General features: G+C 60.4%; 13 protein-coding genes. 9 read left to right on the forward strand and 4 right to left on the reverse strand.

Annotated elements, in window-relative coordinates; genetic code table 11:
- The first annotated feature begins 131 nt into the window (after positions 1-131).
- Positions 132-878, forward strand: a complete 747-nt coding sequence (locus tag XF30_RS12515; protein WP_158284370.1) for a tyrosine-type recombinase/integrase — start codon at positions 132-134, stop codon at positions 876-878.
- Positions 879-1,987: 1,109 nt separating this feature from the next.
- On the opposite strand, the gene XF30_RS12520 is transcribed toward XF30_RS12515, so the two are convergent.
- Positions 1,988-2,863 (reverse strand): GNAT family N-acetyltransferase, encoded by an 876-nt coding sequence (locus XF30_RS12520; RefSeq protein ID WP_036008192.1) that lies wholly within the window; start codon positions 2,861-2,863, stop codon positions 1,988-1,990.
- Positions 2,864-3,184: 321 nt separating this feature from the next.
- Here XF30_RS12520 and XF30_RS12525 point away from each other — a divergent pair, with 321 nt between their 5' ends.
- The 3 genes from XF30_RS12525 to XF30_RS12535 all read left to right on the forward strand — a co-directional run bounded on the left by XF30_RS12525 (position 3,185) and on the right by XF30_RS12535 (position 6,142).
- The gene (locus tag XF30_RS12525; RefSeq protein ID WP_109142886.1) at positions 3,185-4,108 is read left to right on the forward strand and encodes a 2-hydroxyacid dehydrogenase; all 924 of its coding nucleotides are present in this window, start codon (positions 3,185-3,187) and stop codon (positions 4,106-4,108) included.
- Between the two features lie 13 nt (positions 4,109-4,121).
- The gene (locus XF30_RS12530; RefSeq protein ID WP_109142887.1) at positions 4,122-4,478 is read left to right on the forward strand and encodes a cupin domain-containing protein; all 357 of its coding nucleotides are present in this window, start codon (positions 4,122-4,124) and stop codon (positions 4,476-4,478) included.
- A gap of 206 nt (positions 4,479-4,684) precedes the next feature.
- Complete coding sequence (locus tag XF30_RS12535; protein WP_192893115.1) at positions 4,685-6,142, forward strand: NAD-dependent succinate-semialdehyde dehydrogenase; 1,458 nt, start codon at positions 4,685-4,687, stop codon at positions 6,140-6,142.
- Positions 6,143-6,269: 127 nt separating this feature from the next.
- Here XF30_RS12535 and XF30_RS12540 read toward each other — a convergent pair whose 3' ends face one another.
- Positions 6,270-6,959 (reverse strand): haloacid dehalogenase type II, encoded by a 690-nt coding sequence (locus XF30_RS12540; protein WP_036025117.1) that lies wholly within the window; start codon positions 6,957-6,959, stop codon positions 6,270-6,272.
- A 342-nt stretch (positions 6,960-7,301) separates the two neighbouring features.
- On the opposite strand from XF30_RS12540, the gene XF30_RS12545 reads away from it, so the two are divergent.
- A complete protein-coding gene (locus XF30_RS12545; RefSeq protein WP_109142888.1) occupies positions 7,302-8,678 on the forward strand; it encodes an aspartate aminotransferase family protein in 1,377 nt (458 codons plus the stop codon).
- A gap of 16 nt (positions 8,679-8,694) precedes the next feature.
- Here XF30_RS12545 and XF30_RS12550 read toward each other — a convergent pair whose 3' ends face one another.
- Together XF30_RS12550 and XF30_RS12555 are read right to left on the reverse strand one after the other, a co-directional pair.
- Positions 8,695-9,171: an Lrp/AsnC family transcriptional regulator gene (locus XF30_RS12550; protein ID WP_027544593.1), complete on the reverse strand. Its 477-nt coding sequence runs from the start codon at positions 9,169-9,171 to the stop codon at positions 8,695-8,697.
- Between the two features lie 113 nt (positions 9,172-9,284).
- A complete protein-coding gene (locus XF30_RS12555) occupies positions 9,285-10,610 on the reverse strand; it encodes an NAD(P)/FAD-dependent oxidoreductase (protein WP_036008177.1) in 1,326 nt (441 codons plus the stop codon).
- A gap of 658 nt (positions 10,611-11,268) precedes the next feature.
- Between XF30_RS12555 and XF30_RS12560 the strand changes: the two genes are divergently transcribed.
- From XF30_RS12560 to XF30_RS12575, 4 genes are read left to right on the forward strand one after another with little or no spacing between them, the layout of a single operon-like run.
- Positions 11,269-12,945 carry an ABC transporter ATP-binding protein gene (locus XF30_RS12560; protein WP_109142889.1) on the forward strand — a complete coding sequence of 559 codons (1,677 nt, stop codon included), beginning with the start codon at positions 11,269-11,271 and terminating at the stop codon, positions 12,943-12,945.
- An 11-nt stretch (positions 12,946-12,956) separates the two neighbouring features.
- Positions 12,957-14,624, forward strand: coding sequence for a peptide ABC transporter substrate-binding protein (locus XF30_RS12565; protein ID WP_109142890.1), 1,668 nt, complete (start codon positions 12,957-12,959; stop codon positions 14,622-14,624).
- A gap of 59 nt (positions 14,625-14,683) precedes the next feature.
- Positions 14,684-15,634 carry an ABC transporter permease gene (locus XF30_RS12570; RefSeq protein WP_036008167.1) on the forward strand — a complete coding sequence of 317 codons (951 nt, stop codon included), beginning with the start codon at positions 14,684-14,686 and terminating at the stop codon, positions 15,632-15,634.
- Positions 15,635-15,672: 38 nt separating this feature from the next.
- Entirely contained in the window at positions 15,673-16,551 is an 879-nt protein-coding gene (locus XF30_RS12575) for an ABC transporter permease (RefSeq protein WP_109142891.1), read from the forward strand.
- Positions 16,552-16,587 lie beyond the last annotated feature (36 nt).

Here is a 16,587-nt window from a genome sequence, read left to right on the forward strand (position 1 = left end):
GTCGGCATCCAAGTGAAGGGTGGGGCCCGTTGGCAGTGATGCCAGCGGGCTTTTTAAAGGCAGCGGAATGACCCCTGTTATTAGCAGGGACAATGGGGAGGCGGTTGAGGGAGAAATCGATCAGGGACTTCTTGGAAGGCAAGACGGCGAACCAACAAAAGAATGAGTTGAAGGCTGTCCGCGGCCTCATTCGGTTCGCTAAGTCAAGGGGCGAGTTGTCGAGCGATCCTACCGAAAGCATCGAAACGCTGAAGACCGGCATCAAGAGCGCTGGCCACATGACCTGGCTCGAGCCGCAGGTGGCGCAGTATCGCAATCGCTGGCCACTCGGCACAGTTGCGAGGTTGGCGCTCGAGTTACTACTCAACATCGCTGCCCGGCGTCATGATGCCCATCTTCTGGGAGAGCAGCACGTTAAGGCCGGCTCAAAGCTGTCGTGGCGACCGCATAAAACCTTGCGGACCACAGGGAAGCTCCTGTCGATAAAGATCACGCCGGCATTTCAGGAGGCGCTTGACGCGATCCCTGATGGCACACGCGGCGAGGGGGTATTGATTTTCTTAGTCAACGACTACGGCCGTCCGTTCGCCTCCACAGCCGCCTTCGGCAACAAGTTCGCCGACTGGTGTCGCGCTGCCGAACTGAAGCCGGTGCTGTGCGATGACGGTCGGACTCGGAATTACCGCGCGCATGGACTTCGAAAGGCCGCGCTTCGGGCCCTGGCTCACGCCGGTGCAACGGGTGTCGAGCTCATGGCCGTGTCCGGACACAGCTCACTCGATCAGGTTCAGGAATATCTCGATGAGGTCGATCGAGAGCGGGCTGCAGAAGCGGCAATGACGAAGCTCGCGAACAGCGCAGGAACAGCAAGTGGCTAACGCGTTCTACGACGCTGGCTAACATAGAGGCAACCGATTAAAGATGAACGGAAAATACTTGGTAGTGGCGATCCCGGCAGGACTCGAACCTGCAACCCACGGAGTAGAAATCCGCAACTCGGCCAAGACGCGCCCCACCTCAGTCTAACCGCCGTTTGACCACTGAAATCCCGTGAACAAGCCGCGCAAAAGGACGTCAAACAAGCGAACTCTTTTGTTTTTGTTGGTCTTTTCGATTGCTACTTGCATTCGGGACGCAGAGAATCTTTCATGCAACAAGCCGGGGGATTTCCTGTTCGACCAATCGCAATAATCGGGTGTTGCGTGTCCCCGATTTGAACCTATCGATGATGGAAGTTGACGGTCCGTGTTCGGATATCAAGCAGTCTATGATCGTGCGACGAATGCCCACTTTCAGTCGGATAAGCCCAGTGGTGCGACTAGTAAGTCATTGATTGTTCTCAACCCGGGGCTGTCTCTTAATCAGCGGGTCCCAGGTTCGAGCCCTGGTGCGCCCACCAAGCTTTTCAAAGACTTGGCCAGACCGCGCGCAGAACGGACGTTTCGGTTGGAAGCTTGGCTTGATCGACCCTCTCTGTGGGCGAGACTAAGTCACACACCCGTTTGGCTCTGTCCCTCACTGCACATTCGCAGCATGAGATACAGCGCGAGGGTCGCGCAGTACAGGCGGATTACATGAGCGTCGTAGATTAGGACACTCTGGCAAGGAAAACGGACGTGCTCGAGCGGCTCTGCGTAATCGGCAAGAGCGCAGACGGTGCGATGAATAACTCGTTCGATCGAGAAGCTGCGGGACACCCGATGAGCGCCAGCGTTCTGTCGATCTCTTCGAAAAGGATAGCCAGGGCCTTGGATGCCACAGCCCCTTGCGGCAAATCCGTAGAGGACGGATCGACCTAGCAGCACCGCTTTGGCGCATAACTAGGAGCGGGGCCGCGGCCTGCCTCGACCAGTCGTCCGGGAAGGCGAGCGCCACGCTTCGAGGAGCATCTGGATAGATCCGCTATTTTGGGCGGGACGTGTTCTCCCTCTTGCTCTGTCCCTCCCGTGAAGCACGAGCTGGACTGTTAGCAGTTCGCTTCACAGCCTCAGCTCAACGCGTGACCGGCCAGCCCGTAAACCCACGGCTCGTTTCCCTTTCGGTTCAGGAATCGCCGTCCCTTGGACATGGTAGTGACTGTATCGTTCATTCCGAGGCGGCTCTGTTGAAGAAAATCCGCAAACAGACCCGTCTGCTCCCGCGTATCAACGCGGGCGAACTTTCCGGCGAGATCCTTGAGATGCACGGCCGTAAGATGGATCGCGTCACAATCATTGCTGGCGACGATAGGGCCGATCACATGACCGCGCCCGAATTCGCGCTTCATGGAATAACCGACGGTCTCACCGCCACGACGCAGGACGCAGATTGACGCACCTTCAGAAAGCAATGCAAGCAGCCTCTGACGACTGGTCCCGAACGCGCGTTCATCCAGTGCTGTGATCTCTTGGATATTCCCGGTGAGCGGGCTCAATTCGCCGTCGAGCGCCGGCACTGGCGGAGGTGGTGACACGGCCTCTCCCTGCCACTGATAGACGGTGGCTTCCTTCGTGAAGCCCAGGGAAAGATACAGATGATACGCGGCATCGGTCGAATTGAGGCTTAGAGTCCGGTCGCCACACCGCTCGAACACCTGCTCCATGAGCCAACGGCCGGTACCCTGCGCCTGGGTTCGGGGCGATGTGATCACCAGGCCAATGGTCGCGAATTCGCGGCCATATGGGAACCACATCGCGCTGCCGAAGACGCGTCCTATGCCATCAACGGCTACGATGCCGTGACCTGCGCGGCGCAAAAAATCCCAATCCTTGGGTCGATGCGGCCAGCCAACCCCGGTCGAGAGCGCGTGGAGCAGCGTCACATCAACGTCGTTGATGTCCTTCGCGGCCAGCTCAAAGGACTTCACGCGTACCGTTCGTCCCATCTCGACTCGTCCATTCCTTCGCGAGATGCCAATCTTTCGCACATCGCGCCTTATCTTTTCCGCCAGGGTAGCGGGCTTATTTCGCCCACTATCGCACGGAAAGCCAGCAGGTTTCCCCTGTTTGGGCCCTCTTTTCGAAATCTTCGGCCTGTCTTGCAACGTAATTCGGCAGGGAAAGCTCCGGCTCGCAGCTATCCTCTCGGTGTTCGGCAAAAATCGTGGAGGCAGACCGGATCGCCGTGAATCCCCACGAAAGTCTTGCAAGGCTAGTCGCTTTTCCCGACGTCGTCGACATACCGAGCGAGGCGGAGACGTGCATCGATGGCATTTCTTTTCAATTCTGATGCTGCCAGGGGCGCAGTCTTCCGGGAGGCTTTTGCGTGCGAGCTCCCTGACCTGGAATTTTACCATTGCAGCGAAGCTATCGATCCGGAAAAGATACGGTACCTGCTGACCTGGAACGTGCCAGACGATGTCTGGCGCTTTTGTAATCTGGAGCTGCTCTTTTCCATCGGCGCCGGCGTCGATCAGTTCAATCCGGAGACCATACCTGGCCACGTGAAGCTCGTGCGCATGGTCGAGGATGGCATCATACGCATGATGCAGGAATACGTCGTCCTTGGTGTGCTGACGCTGCATCGCGAGATGCTGGCCTACCAAGGGCAGCAGAGAAGGGGCGTTTGGCAAGCGCTTCCAACGTCCCAGGCGGCCGATCGCCGTATTGGCTTCCTGGGGCTTGGCATGCTGGCGCAAGCTGCAATCGACCGCCTGAAGCCGTTCCAGTTTCCCATCGCCGCGTGGAGCCGCAGCGAAAAAACTGTCGAGGGAGTCGCCTGCTTTCATGGGGACGACCAGCTTGGTGACTTCCTGCGAGGAACGAATATCCTCGTCTGTCTTCTTCCCCTGACGGAGCAAACAAGCGGCATCCTGAACGCAAGGCTCTTCTCGCTTTTGCCAGCGGGAGCGAGGCTGCTCCATGTCGGCCGCGGCCCGCAGCTCGACCAGGGCGCACTCATCGAGGCGCTCGACAGCGGGCACCTTGCAGCCGCCATGCTTGACGTCACCGATCCCGAGCCGCTGCCGGACGGCCATCTACTCTGGTCCCATCCGAAGGTGATCATCACGCCGCATATCGCATCCGTGACCCAACCGCATACGGCGGCACAATCGGTCATAGAGAACATCCGGCGCCACCGCGCTGGACGAAATCCGATCGGCCTTGTCGATCGAACACTCGGTTACTAACAGGAAAAAAGCCATGTCCCTTCTGGTCACCATTGACACCAATCCGGACTTCGCACCGAAGAACGCCTTGCCTGCTCCGGAACGGCTCATCTCCGGCAATCCATCGTTCAAGACCTGGGCACAGGACGCCTCGAAAGGCGAGAAGGTGCTCACCGGTGTCTGGGAAGCGACACCCGGCGAGACTCATTCCATCAAGGGCTCCACGTTCGAGTTCTGTCACATTCTCTCGGGTCTCATCGAGATCGAGGAAAAGGGTGGTGAGACCAGGAGGTACCGCGCCGGCGACAGCTTTGTGATGAAACCCGGCTTCGTTGGCGTCTGGCGCACGATCGAGACCGTGCGAAAGATCTACGTCTGTCATTATGATTGAGACGATGCTGAGGGCTGCACTAGCGGCCCTCAGAATATTCGACCTCCGAGACCGCGCCTGACCAGATTCAACGCGGCCAGACACTTCATTCTCAAGGAAAAATGCGGCGTGCGGTTCTGTACTGCTCGCATGAGATGGCTTCGTCTCGCCACGCGCAAATCCAGGCAGTGATGGTGAGGTCGGGCCCGAAACCAAGGAACAAGCCCATGATTGCATTGAAGGACAAGGATCTGTTTCGCCAGCATGCGCTGATCGGCAGCAACTGGCGGGACGCGAGCACGAGAGCCACCGTTGATGTCATTGATCCTGCCAGCCAGAAAGTGCTTGGCACCATCCCGGATATGGGCCGAGACGAGACCAGGGCAGCAATTGACGCGGCGGCCGCCGCGTTCAAGCACTGGAAGACCCGGGCTCATGCAGAGCGTGCTGCGCTGCTGGAGCGCTGGTATGAGCTCATGCGGCACCATGAGCAGGATTTGGCTCTTCTGCTCACGCTGGAACAGGGCAAGCCGCTTGCTGAATCTCTCGGAGAGATCCGTTATGGGGCATCCTTCGTCAAATGGTTTGCCGAAGAGGCCCGCCGCATCAACGGATCGACAATCCCGGCGCCCAGCTTCGATCGCCGCATTCTGGTGCTGAAAGAACCGGTCGGCGTCTGCGGGATCATCACGCCCTGGAATTTCCCCAACGCGATGATAACCCGCAAAGTGGCACCAGCGCTTGCTGCGGGCTGCACAGTGGTCATCAAGCCGTCTGAGTTTACGCCTTTTTCAGCTCTCGCCATCGCTGTCTTGGCTGAGCGGGCCGGAATCCCGGCGGGCGTGATCAACATCGTGACGGGCATGCCGGCGGACATCGGCGCGGAGCTGATGGCCAATGAAACCGTCCGCAAGATCTCGTTCACCGGATCGACACGCGTCGGCGCTTTGCTGATGAGGGGCGCCGCCGACAACATCAAGCGGCTCAGCCTCGAGCTCGGCGGCAACGCGCCGTTCATCGTCTTTGACGATGCCGACGTCGACCGGGCGGTCGAGGGGGCGATTGCGTCAAAATTCCGCAATGGCGGGCAAACGTGCGTCTGCTGCAATCGCATCCTGGTGCAAGCTGGCATCTACGACGCCTTCGCCCAGAAGCTCGCCAGCCAGGTTGAAAAAATGAAGGTCGGTGCCGGGACGGAAGAGGGGGTCGCAATCGGGCCGATGATCAACAGCGCGGCGATCGAGAAGATCAAGCGGCACGTCACGGACGCCCTGGATAAGGGCGCAAAGATCATCTCGGAGAGTGAGGCGGTGCCGGAAGGTCGGCAATATGCCCGCCCTCTCGTGCTCGGCGGCGCAACAACTGAGATGCTCCTGGCTTCGGAAGAGACCTTCGGGCCGGTCGCACCGCTTTTCCGCTTTGAGACCGAGGACGAGGCGATTGCGATCGCCAACGGCACGCCTTTTGGCCTTGCCGCCTATTTCTACACGGAAAACCTCAAGCGCTCCTGGCGTGTTGCCGAGGCGCTCGAGTTCGGCATGGTCGGCTTGAACACCGGCCTGATCTCGACCGAGGTGGCGCCTTTCGGCGGTGTCAAACAGTCGGGCCTAGGACGCGAGGGATCTCAACTCGGGATAGAAGAATATCTCGAGACCAAGGCGCTCCACGTCGGCGGCCTGGACTGAGCGGCCCAATATCTGAAGCAAGAAAGGGGGCGGTCGAACCGCCCCCTTTTTTGCTTCACGGCGCACCGATCTCGATTGAAGCTTTTGAAGAACTGAAGTGCAACGAGAGAACCTGAGGGAACTGCGCTCACGCGCTCTTGCGCAGGGGCTCCAGGCCGACTGCTGCGGCAAGCCCTCCGATGTCAGCCACCTCGGTGTATTCATAGAAGGGGTTCGCGGGCTCGTGACCGCGGTTCACCCAGACCTTGCTCTTGATGCCCAGATCGTAGGCGGTCATCAGATCGTAGCGGAACGAGGAGGAGACGTGAGTGATATCTTCCGGGCCGCAACCCAGCTTGTCGAACATGTATTCGAAGCCTTTCATGTGCGGCTTGTAGGCGCCAGTCTCCTCGGCCGTGATGACCGTGTGGAAGGGAGCGCCGAGCTTGTCCACGTTGGACATGATGAGGTTCTTCATGGAGTTCGACAAGATGACCAGCGGAATCTCCCTGGCAACCTTGGCCAGACCCGCCGGGACGTCCGGATGTGGACCCCACGTGTGGATCTCTTCATTGATGCGCTGGGCATCCTCCGGCCGAAATACGATACCGTTGCGCTTGCAAGCGCGCTCTACTGAATTGTGCACGACCTCGAAGTACGGCTTCCACGCGCCAAGAACCTCGTCCAGGCGATAGGCAGCGAAATCCTTGATGAAACTTGCCATCGTCGTGGCAGAAAGTTGAGAGCCATAGACCCTCCTTGCCGCGCCGGCCATGTCGAAATTGGTCAGCGTGCCGTAACAGTCGAAGGTGATGTATTTCGGTCTAAACGTTGCCATGGCTCGATCCTTTTCGGTCCTCACGCACCGCGCTCCGGTACGACAGGGATCATAGCGGGCAGACAGCCGGATAAAGCACCGCTGTCGCGGCGACGGAGAGCAGATTGTGTCGTATCGGATCGGCGCCGTGGCAGAGAGTTGTGTGAAAAGGCCTCCGAGTTGAGCGCCAATGCCAGGCACAGGCCGATGCCGGCACAAGATGCCGCGTCGATCGTCAATCAAAGTCAAAACGCCTTCCGTCCATGTCATGCCTGGGAGCAACTGCTGTCCCGGGCGTCTTACGTTGAGCTCCGAAGATATCGGGAGTGCCGCACAAGCATTGCGGTCGATCTGGAGGACGACATGTTGAGCAACTCGCTGATTGAGCTCGATCGCGCGCATCTGATTCATCCGGTCTCATCCTATCGCAGCCACGAGGCGACTGGCGTCCGCGTGCTGAAGTCAGGGAAAGGCGCGACGCTGACCGATGTCTCGGGTCGTCAATTGCTGGACGGCTTCGCCGGCCTGTGGTGTGTCAATGCCGGCTATGGGCAGGACAGCATCGTCGAAGCGGCCACCAGGCAGTTGCGCGAACTTCCCTATGCGACGGGTTATTTCGGATTGGGCTCCGACCCGGCCATCCGGCTGGCCGCCAGACTGGCTGAATTGGCGCCTGGCGATCTGAACCATGTCTATTTCACCTTGGGCGGCTCCGACGCCGTCGACAGCACGATCCGGTTCATCCGCTACTATTATCATGCCAAGGGTAGGCCGCAGAAGGACCAGTTCATTTCCGTCGAATCTGGTTACCATGGATCGTCGACGGCAGGATCTGGCCTGACCGCGCTGCCGGCTTTTCATGCGGGATTTGGAGTGCCATACAGCTGGCAGCACAAAATTCCCTCGCACTACGCCTATCGGAACCCCGTCGGTTCGCATCCCCAGGCGATCATTGCGGCGTCGGTCGCGGCTCTGCGCGCCAAGATCGCCGAGCTCGGCGCCGAACGCGTCGCGGCCTTCTATGTCGAGCCGATACAGGGGTCCGGAGGCGTCCTCGTTCCGCCGCCGTCCTGGATGAAAGCGATGCACGCTGTTTGCAAGGAGCACGACATTCTGTTCGTTGCCGATGAGGTCATCACCGGCTTTGGCCGTGTCGGTCCGTTGTTCGCCTGTGAAGAGGACGACGTCGTGCCGGATCTCATGACAACGGCAAAAGGGCTTACCTCGGGCTATGTGCCGATGGGGGCCGTTCTGATGTCCGACCGCGTCTACAACACGATCGCTGATGGCGCCGGCAAGGCTGCCATCGGCCACGGCTACACCTATTCGGCACATCCCGTCAGCGCAGCTGTCGGGCTTGCGTGCCTTGATCTTTACGAAAACGGCTTGCTGGAAAACGGCCGGAAGGCGGGATGCCGTCTCATGGAAGGCCTTCGCGCGCTGGCGGATCATCCGCTCGTCGGCGATGTCCGCGGTCGCGGCATGCTGGCTGCGATTGAGCTCGTCACTGACAAGGAGCGCAAGACGCCGCTGCCGGCGGAAGCCGATCCAGCGCGCCGTATTTTCGACCGCGCATGGGACAACGGTCTCGTCATCCGCGCCTTTGCCCAGGGCGTGCTCGGCTATGCGCCGCCGCTCTGCTGCACGGATGCGGACATCGACGGCATCATCGAGCGGACAAGGACTACGCTGGACCAGACGCTGGAAGATAGGGACGTGCGCGCAGCGATGAGAGGATAATCGCTGCGCCTGTTTGTCAACCGTTGAATATGCTTTCCAGCGGCAGATGGGATTTCACGATCGGGGACTTCAGCACGACAAAACTGAAATACTTGTCGATGCCGATATCCATCTCGACCAGCCGTTCCATGACGGCCTGGTATTCGCTGATACCCGCCGTGATGAACTTGACGAGATAGTCGTACCCGCCCGAAACGAGGTGGCATTCGACGACGGAATCGATCTTTTCAATGGTCGTGAGAAAGCGCGCGAAATCGATCTGCCGGTGATTCTTCAGGGTGATTTCAGCGAAGACGGTTAGAGTTTGTCCGAGCTTGGCAACATCGATCTGGGCGGAGTAGCCAGTGATGAAGCCCTCCGTCTGGAGCCTCTTGACGCGCATCAGGCACGGACTCGGGGAAAGGTTGATCAGCTCTGCGAGCTCGACGTTGGAGATCCGCCCGTTCTTCTGCAGTTCGCATAAAATCCTGATGTCGATCTTATCGAGCTTCATAGCAGTGCCATCAGATGGGGCCGACAACGGCGTGAGGGCTTTGAGACTTCAGCGTCATATGCATTGTCATAGCATCAACCAGCGTCTTTTCCCACCGAGGCGGAAGCTGCAATTCAGAACTCGCTGACCTTGCCCCAGGCGCTCTTTTTCAGCCGCGCCGGCCTGTAGGGGCGCGGGTCGACGATCGGCGGATCACCCGTGATGATGTCGGCGATCATATGACCCGCGCCTGGGCCAATTCCAAAACCGTGGCCGCTGAATCCCGCCGCAAGGATGAACCCTGGAATGGACTCAACTTCACCGATTGCTGGAATGCCGTCCGGCGTGCTGTCGATGTAGCCGGCCCAGACGTTTGAGATTTCGACGCGCTCAAGTTCCGGCACGAGCTTGCAAGCTCGTCGATGTGTCGCCCGAATCTGCCTCATGTCAGGGCGAGGATCGAGCGTCCGGTTCAGCTCCATCGGGGTCACCTCATCGAGCCCCCATTTCGCCAGGGATTCATGGCCGTGCCGCAGGCCCTCGAAAGCCCCAGGGCTGAGACTTCGCCAGCGGCGGGCGAACATGGGCAGGAATTCGCGGCCGAACCTGAATTGCTGCGGCGTCGGATCGACTCGCGCGCGCCCGCTGATAGCGAGCGTGTATCCGCCATTGCCGCGCCGCGTGAGCGAGACGAGCCCGGTGTAAAGGGCATCAGGAAGGCCGGCGGCGCCAGGGGCCACGGCGAGAATAGACTGGCGAACGGATGCCTGCGGGAAGCGAATTCCCAGCTGGTTGCAGAACGAGGACGCCCATGCACCTCCTGCCATGACCGCCGTCTTCGTCCGGATCGTGCCCGCTTCCGTCACCACTCCGCTGACGCGGCCGGCAGTGAGCTCTATGCCACGAGCCGCGCAAAGCTGGTGCACGCTGCCACCCGCCGCCATGATGCCGCGCGCGGCGACGGGCACGGCCTTTGAAGTATCTGCCGTGCCGTCTGTCGGCGAGAAGACGCCGCCCTTCCACTTGCGACCGGTCGCCCTGCCTCTCTCGCTCGCTTCTTCCGCACTCAGCATGTGCGTCGTGACCCCGACGGTCCTGGCAAAGTCTCGCCACTTTGCCCAGCCGGCCAGCTCATTGTCGTCGTTCGACAGATACAAAAGCCCACAGCGGCGAAAACCCGTATCTTCACCGGTCTCTCCGGCAACCCTTTCCCAGAGATCCAGGCTCTTGGTCGCAAGCGGTAACTCGCGCGCATCGCGGTTCTGTTGGCGGCACCATCCCCAGTTGCGGCTGGACTGCTCGGCGGCGACGCGGCCCTTTTCAAGCAAAGCAACCTTGAGGCCGCGGCGGGCGAGATAGTAGCTTGTGAACACGCCCACGACGCCGCCGCCGATCACAACGACGTCTGCCTCACGAGGTAGGGATGGATTGGATTCGATATGCAGGAGCGGCGCGCTCATCGGATTGGGGATCTCCGGTGGTTGCCGTAGCGTAACCGAGGAATTGCCGCAGCCCTCACGGACTTTCGCCGTGAGACCGAATATCCTGCGGTTTGCTGCCTTTGACACAGGCTATTATTGCGAAAATACTTTGCTTGCATCGCAGCTTGCAGGCGGCCAGCCAGACGCACGCGCTCGCGCAATCCATTGCGCTCCCTCCTGGCTGGGCGCCACGGCGGGTCTCGCGGCGCAGACTGAAATGCCAAATCGGACTTCGTTTTCAGAAGTTCCTGCTGCTTCGATGCCGGCTTTCGGCGACTCTGCGGTGATAGACGTCGTCAAGATCGGCAGAACCAACCGATCGATGGTCGAAGTCCAAAGAGGCAACTTGCATGAGCCTTGTCCAGGAGCAGGCCTTCGCGGAAGCGATCAAGCCATGACGTGGATGCCAACTGAGCTTCGCTTCGATCGAGCTGGCCAATTAGGTCGGTGCTGCGCTCTAAGCAACAGCTCTTGCTTCTTGCGCGAAGAGGCCTGAATCATGTCGCAGCCTCCAACGAAGGAATGGCAAGTTGAGCGGCGAATTATCGACCTGTCCAAGGAGCGTGGAGGCGCAAGGAGCCGAAGGCGCCGGCCGCAGCAAGATGACGGCACCGGCTTGAAAAAGGAGGATGCTTTCATGGCCTCTGGCATCCAGGTGGCAAGCCCCGTCGATGTCGCGCTGTCGGTGCGCGAGCTGACCGTGAGTCTGCCGGAAGGAATGGAGCGAGCCTACGCCGTCGAGAATATCTCCTTCGATCTGAAACGCGGGCAGATTCTCGGTATCATCGGGGAATCCGGATCGGGCAAGTCGGTCACCGCGAATGCGATCATGGGGCTTCTACCGAAAGCGATCCGGGTCTCTTCGGGTGCGATCCACCTGGATGGGGAGAACATGGTGGGCCTCTCGCCCGACAAGCTCCGCAGCCTGCGCGGCCGCATCGTTTCAATGATCTTTCAAGACCCTCTCTCGGCGCTCAACCCGCTGATGACCGTGGGCGCGCAGATCGAAGAGGTGATGGCTGCGCACGACGTCGGAACGCCGGCCTCCCGTCGCAGCAGGGCGATTGATCTGTTGATTGAAGTGGGTCTGCCCGATCCGCAGCTTATGTATCATCAATATCCATTCCGGCTTTCGGGTGGACAGCGGCAGCGCGTGATGATCGCCATGGCTCTGGCTCTCGAGCCCGCGATCCTGATTGCAGACGAGCCGACCACCGCCCTGGACGTGACGACCCAGGCGCAGATCCTCAAATTGATCCGCGACATTCAGCGCCGCAAGGGGATGAGCGTCATGTTCATCACCCACGATTTCGGCGTCGTGGCTGAGATCGCCGATTACGTTGTGGTGATGGAGAAAGGCCATTGCGTGGAGCAGGGCAGTGCCGAGCAGGTGCTGAAGTCGCCAAGCCACCTCTATACGCGCCGACTGATCGCAGCCGTCCCGCACCTGACCGGCAAAAACCGTGTGCCCTTGGAAGCTGGTGACCCAGTTGCCATTCTCAAGGTTGAATGCCTCGCAAAAACCTATCGCAGCGGCAGCGCGCTTTTGCGCACGCAACGCATCGTGCCTGCGGTCAATGGGGTCAGTTTCGACCTCACGTCGGGCCGCACGCTCGGCGTCGTCGGGGAGAGCGGTTCGGGCAAGTCGTCGCTCGGTCGGCTGCTGATCAAGCTCATGGAGTGCGACAGCGGCTCGATTCTGTTCGAAGGACGTGACATTGCCGGGCTTTCCGAGGCCGAGTTTCGATCGCTGCGGCCCAGGATCCAGATGATCTTCCAGGATCCCTTTGCCTCGCTGAATCCGCGATCGACGGTCGGGCCTATTCTCACGGTCGGTCCCGTTGCGCATGGGGTGCCATACAGCGAGGCTGCCGAGCGGGCGCGGGAGCTTCTGTCCCATGTCGGCCTCGATTCAGGAGCCTTCGACCGCTATCCGCACGAGTTCTCCGGCGGGCAGCGCCAGCGCATCGGCATCGCGCGGGCGCTGATGTTCAAGCCGAAGCTGCTGGTCGCCGACGAAGCGGTCTCTGCGCTCGACGTATCGATCCAGGCCCAGATCTTGAGGCTGCTGGATCAGATTCAACGCGAGACGGGCGTCTCGATGATCTTCATCACCCATGATCTGCGCGTCGCAAGCCAGATCTGCGATGAAATTGCCGTCATGCATCGAGGACAGATCGTTGAACGGGGGCCGCCGTCCCAGATCTTCCTCAACCCGAAATCCAGCTACACGCGAGAACTGGTGGCAGCGATCCCCGGCGAGCAGCTCGGGAGCATGCCTGAAGATGAAAGCCACGTCGGACACCACAGCTAAGGAGAGACGTTATGACCGAGCGTTCTGCGACATCGAACTACTCGCGGCGCGATGCCCTGCGAATGGTGGCAATTGGCGGAGCCGCCGGCATCTTCGCGCCCAATCTCCTGGGCAAGCCGGCGTTCGCGCGCACCTCTCCGGCAAAGCCGACCGGCCGCGTGATCGTCGGACTTGGACAGGAGCCGACCGTCTTCAATCCGCTGATGGCGCACATTGAAGTCGACGATGGTGTACATTTTTCGGTTTTCGACGCGCTCTTCCGCATCGATCCCCAGGGCGTCATTCAGCCCAACCTTGCATTGGAAGTGCCGAACCAGAAGAACGGCGGCATTTCGGAAGACGGTCTCAAATGGCGCATTCGTTTGCGTGACGATGTCCGCTGGCATGACGGCAAGCCTTTCAGCGCCGAGGACGTGAAGTTCACGCTCGAACTGATCACGAACCCCAACTTCAGGAGTTGGCGTACGTCCGGCCATGCTCTCGTGCGGGACATCACGGTGGTCTCGCCCACCGAGATCTCGTGGCGAATGGAAGAGGCCTTTGCGCCGTATTTGTCGTTCCTGACCGAAACCTTCATCGTGCCCAAGCACATCCTGGAGAAAGAGGCCAATCCGAACAATGCCGCCTTCAACCAGGCGCCGGTCGGCACCGGCGCGTTCAAGTGGGGCAAGCGGGTCGCCGGTGATCATCTCGAACTCGTGGCCAACACCGAGTACTTCGGTGAAGGTCCTCATATCGAGCGGCTGGTCTTCAAATACATTCCCGATCTCACCGTCCTCTACACCCAGTTCAAGAGCGGCGACATCGACCTCGTCGGTCAGCCCTACATCACTCCCGATCATTATGGTGAAGCCAAGTCGCTGCCGAACCGCGTGGTGACGCTGGTCCCTAGGGCCTCGTTCGAATCCTTCTACCTGAACCTCGAGCGCCCGCAGTTCAAGGAGCTTGCGGTCCGCGAGGCGCTTTATGCCGCGATCGACAAGGAGGCGATCATCCAGGGGCTCTACTACGGAGTGCCAACGCCGACGGAGACCTTTATGCCGCGGCAGTCCTTCTATTTCAATGCCAGTCTGCCCCTGCACCAGTTCGACCTGAATCGCGCGCGCAAGATCCTCGATCAGGCCGGCTGGGCTCCTGGTGCGGGCGGCATTCGGGCCAAGAACGGTGTTCGTCTGTCCTTCACCAATTCGACCACCTCCGGCGATCCGCTCCGCGAGCAGGTGCAGCAGTTCCTGCAGCAGACCTTTGCGCAGCTGGGCGTCGAGATGAAGATATCGAACCTGCCCGCTGCTGTGATGTGGGGCGAGTTCTGGATGCAATCGCAGTTCGATTCCGTGATCGTCGGCAGCTCGTATCTGATCGGCGCCGATCCTGACGTCACCAACCGCCTGCACTCGCGTTCGATCGGTGCGAAGGGCGGCCGCGGCTCGAACAATGCGCAATATGCAAATCCGGAAGTCGATGCTCTGCTGGACAAGGGCGCGCGCACCTTCGATCCTGAAGCCCGGCGCGCGATCTACGCTCGCGTCCAGGAACTTGTCCGTCGCGACCTGCCATTCCTGCCGTTGTACCAGAGCAATGCGGTCGAAGGTCTCAAGAAAGGCATCAACGGCTTCGTGCCGAACGGCAATACGCGCACGGAATCCTGGAACGCGCTGGCCTGGTACTGGGCAAGCTGATCTCTTGCCGCCGGACCTGTAAGCCGGCGGCAGCGCTGTCAAGCTAACGGAGGGCTCGAATGTCCGCCTTTCTGCTCAATCGTCTGTTGCAGAGCGTCGTGCTGCTGGTGATCGTCTCGATCATCGGCTTCACGGTTCTCAACCTCATGCCTGGCGGTCCTCTCGCGCAATTCGGGCTCGATCCCGGCATGACCCAGAAGGACGTCGAGCGCCTCGCAGCGCAGCTTGGGCTGAACCGGCCGCTGTGGCTTCAGTATCTCGATTGGGCCTGGCGACTGATCCGGGGCGACTGGGGACACTCCTTCCGCGATGGCTCTGCGGTGCTGGCGGTGATCGGTCGGCATCTGTTGGCGACGCTGCTGCTGATGGGCACGTCCACGGCATTGGCGATCGCAGCCGGCACCTGGATCGGCATCCGAGGTGCTACCCACCGCTATTCCCTATTCGACTACTGCGCGACGGTGGGTGCCATGGTGGCATTGTCGGTCCCGACCTTCTGGTTCGGCCTCATCGGCATCTACATCTTTACGCTGAAGCTCGGTTGGGTTCCTGCAGGCAATATGTACACGATCGGCGACGGCTCGGTGCTGGACTATCTGCACCATCTGATCCTCCCGAGCTTGGTGCTGTCGCTGGTTCATGTCGCGATCTGGAGCCGCTACATGCGCACGGCGACGCTCGACGCCCTGAGTCAGGATTTCGTCAAGACCGCCCGCGCCAAGGGCGTGAGCGAGCGACGCATCCTGCTGAAGCACGTCGTCGGCAACGCGCTATTGCCGATGATCACCCTGGCCGGGATGCAATTGCCCAGCATTCTGACCGGCGCACTCGTGACCGAGACTGTCTTCACCTGGCCGGGGATGGGACGGCTGTTTCTCGACAGCCTTGGCTACAGTGACTATCCGATGGTGATGGGATTGTTGATCTTCTCGGCCATCCTGGTCCTACTGGGCAACCTGCTCGCAGACATCGTCATCGCTACCGTCGACCCGCGCATTCGTCTGGGCTGAGCCCGCCGGCTCACCCCTGTTACCAGGAGGCAGCAGATATGACCGCCATCGTCGTGCACGCAGCTCCTAATCGCTGGTGGCACAGCCGTGCGGTGGCGCGCTTCATGCGCCATCATCTTGCACTTGTCGGGATCTCGATGATCACCCTGCTTGTGTTGGCGTGCGCCATCGGCCCCTATGCCTTACCCTACGACTCGCTCCAGATCGATCTGCGCGCCCGCTTTGCTCCACCTCTCAGCGGTCACCATTATTTCGGCACCGACCCTCTCGGACGTGACTTAGCCGCGCGGCTATTGATGGCCGGGCGCGTATCGCTGCTGGTGGGATTCTCCGCGATGCTGTTGTCGACGCTGATCGGCACGCTGATCGGCGTGACGGCGGGCTATCGCGGCGGCTGGGTCGGGGCGGCGCTGATGCGCACTGTAGACGGCTTCCTTTCCTATCCCTCGATCTTCCTCGTCCTGGCGCTGGCCGCCATGCTGCGGCCGAGCCCGGTGATGATCACCGTGATCATTGCCGTCACCAGCTGGATGGAGACCGCCAGAATCGTCGAGGCCGAGGTCCGCTCGCTGCGCGAGCGCGAGTTTGTCCAGGCTGCACGCATGGTGGGACTGAGTCGCAGACACATCATGTTCCGTGAGGTCCTGCCCAATGCCATGGGCCCAATCATCGTCGCTGCAAGCCTGGCGGTCGCGCGCGCGATTCTTCTGGAAGCCTATATCAGCTTCCTCGGCTACGGCATCCAGCCGCCGCTGCCGAGCTGGGGCAACATGCTCAATGGCGCCCAGCAATATCTGGCGAGCGCTCCATGGCTCGCGATCATTCCCGGTGCCGCGATTACGATTGCGGTGACGAGCTTCAACTTCATCGGCGACGGTCTGCGAGATGCCCTCGACGTTCGAAACGACCACATCTGATAGCCGCGAGCCAAGCCTCGGCTGAACCCGGCAAGA

It is taken from the genome of Bradyrhizobium sp. SUTN9-2, from assembly GCF_003122645.1.
Taxonomy (GTDB): domain Bacteria; phylum Pseudomonadota; class Alphaproteobacteria; order Rhizobiales; family Xanthobacteraceae; genus Bradyrhizobium; species Bradyrhizobium yuanmingense.

Bases quoted from the DNA above. Each gene is read 5' to 3' on its own strand.
- XF30_RS12560 (WP_109142889.1), top strand. From the start codon at position 11,269: ATGGCCTCTGGCATCCAGGTGGCAAGCCCCGTCGATGTCGCGCTGTCG.
- XF30_RS12530 (WP_109142887.1), top strand. From the start codon at position 4,122: ATGTCCCTTCTGGTCACCATTGACACCAATCCGGACTTCGCACCGAAG.
- XF30_RS12545 (WP_109142888.1), top strand. From the start codon at position 7,302: ATGTTGAGCAACTCGCTGATTGAGCTCGATCGCGCGCATCTGATTCAT.
- XF30_RS12535 (WP_192893115.1), top strand. From the start codon at position 4,685: ATGATTGCATTGAAGGACAAGGATCTGTTTCGCCAGCATGCGCTGATC.
- XF30_RS12570 (WP_036008167.1), top strand. From the start codon at position 14,684: ATGTCCGCCTTTCTGCTCAATCGTCTGTTGCAGAGCGTCGTGCTGCTG.
- XF30_RS12575 (WP_109142891.1), top strand. From the start codon at position 15,673: ATGACCGCCATCGTCGTGCACGCAGCTCCTAATCGCTGGTGGCACAGC.
- XF30_RS12520 (WP_036008192.1), bottom strand. From the start codon at position 2,863: ATGGGACGAACGGTACGCGTGAAGTCCTTTGAGCTGGCCGCGAAGGAC.
- XF30_RS12540 (WP_036025117.1), bottom strand. From the start codon at position 6,959: ATGGCAACGTTTAGACCGAAATACATCACCTTCGACTGTTACGGCACG.
- XF30_RS12525 (WP_109142886.1), top strand. From the start codon at position 3,185: ATGGCATTTCTTTTCAATTCTGATGCTGCCAGGGGCGCAGTCTTCCGG.
- XF30_RS12565 (WP_109142890.1), top strand. From the start codon at position 12,957: ATGACCGAGCGTTCTGCGACATCGAACTACTCGCGGCGCGATGCCCTG.
- XF30_RS12555 (WP_036008177.1), bottom strand. From the start codon at position 10,610: ATGAGCGCGCCGCTCCTGCATATCGAATCCAATCCATCCCTACCTCGT.
- XF30_RS12550 (WP_027544593.1), bottom strand. From the start codon at position 9,171: ATGAAGCTCGATAAGATCGACATCAGGATTTTATGCGAACTGCAGAAG.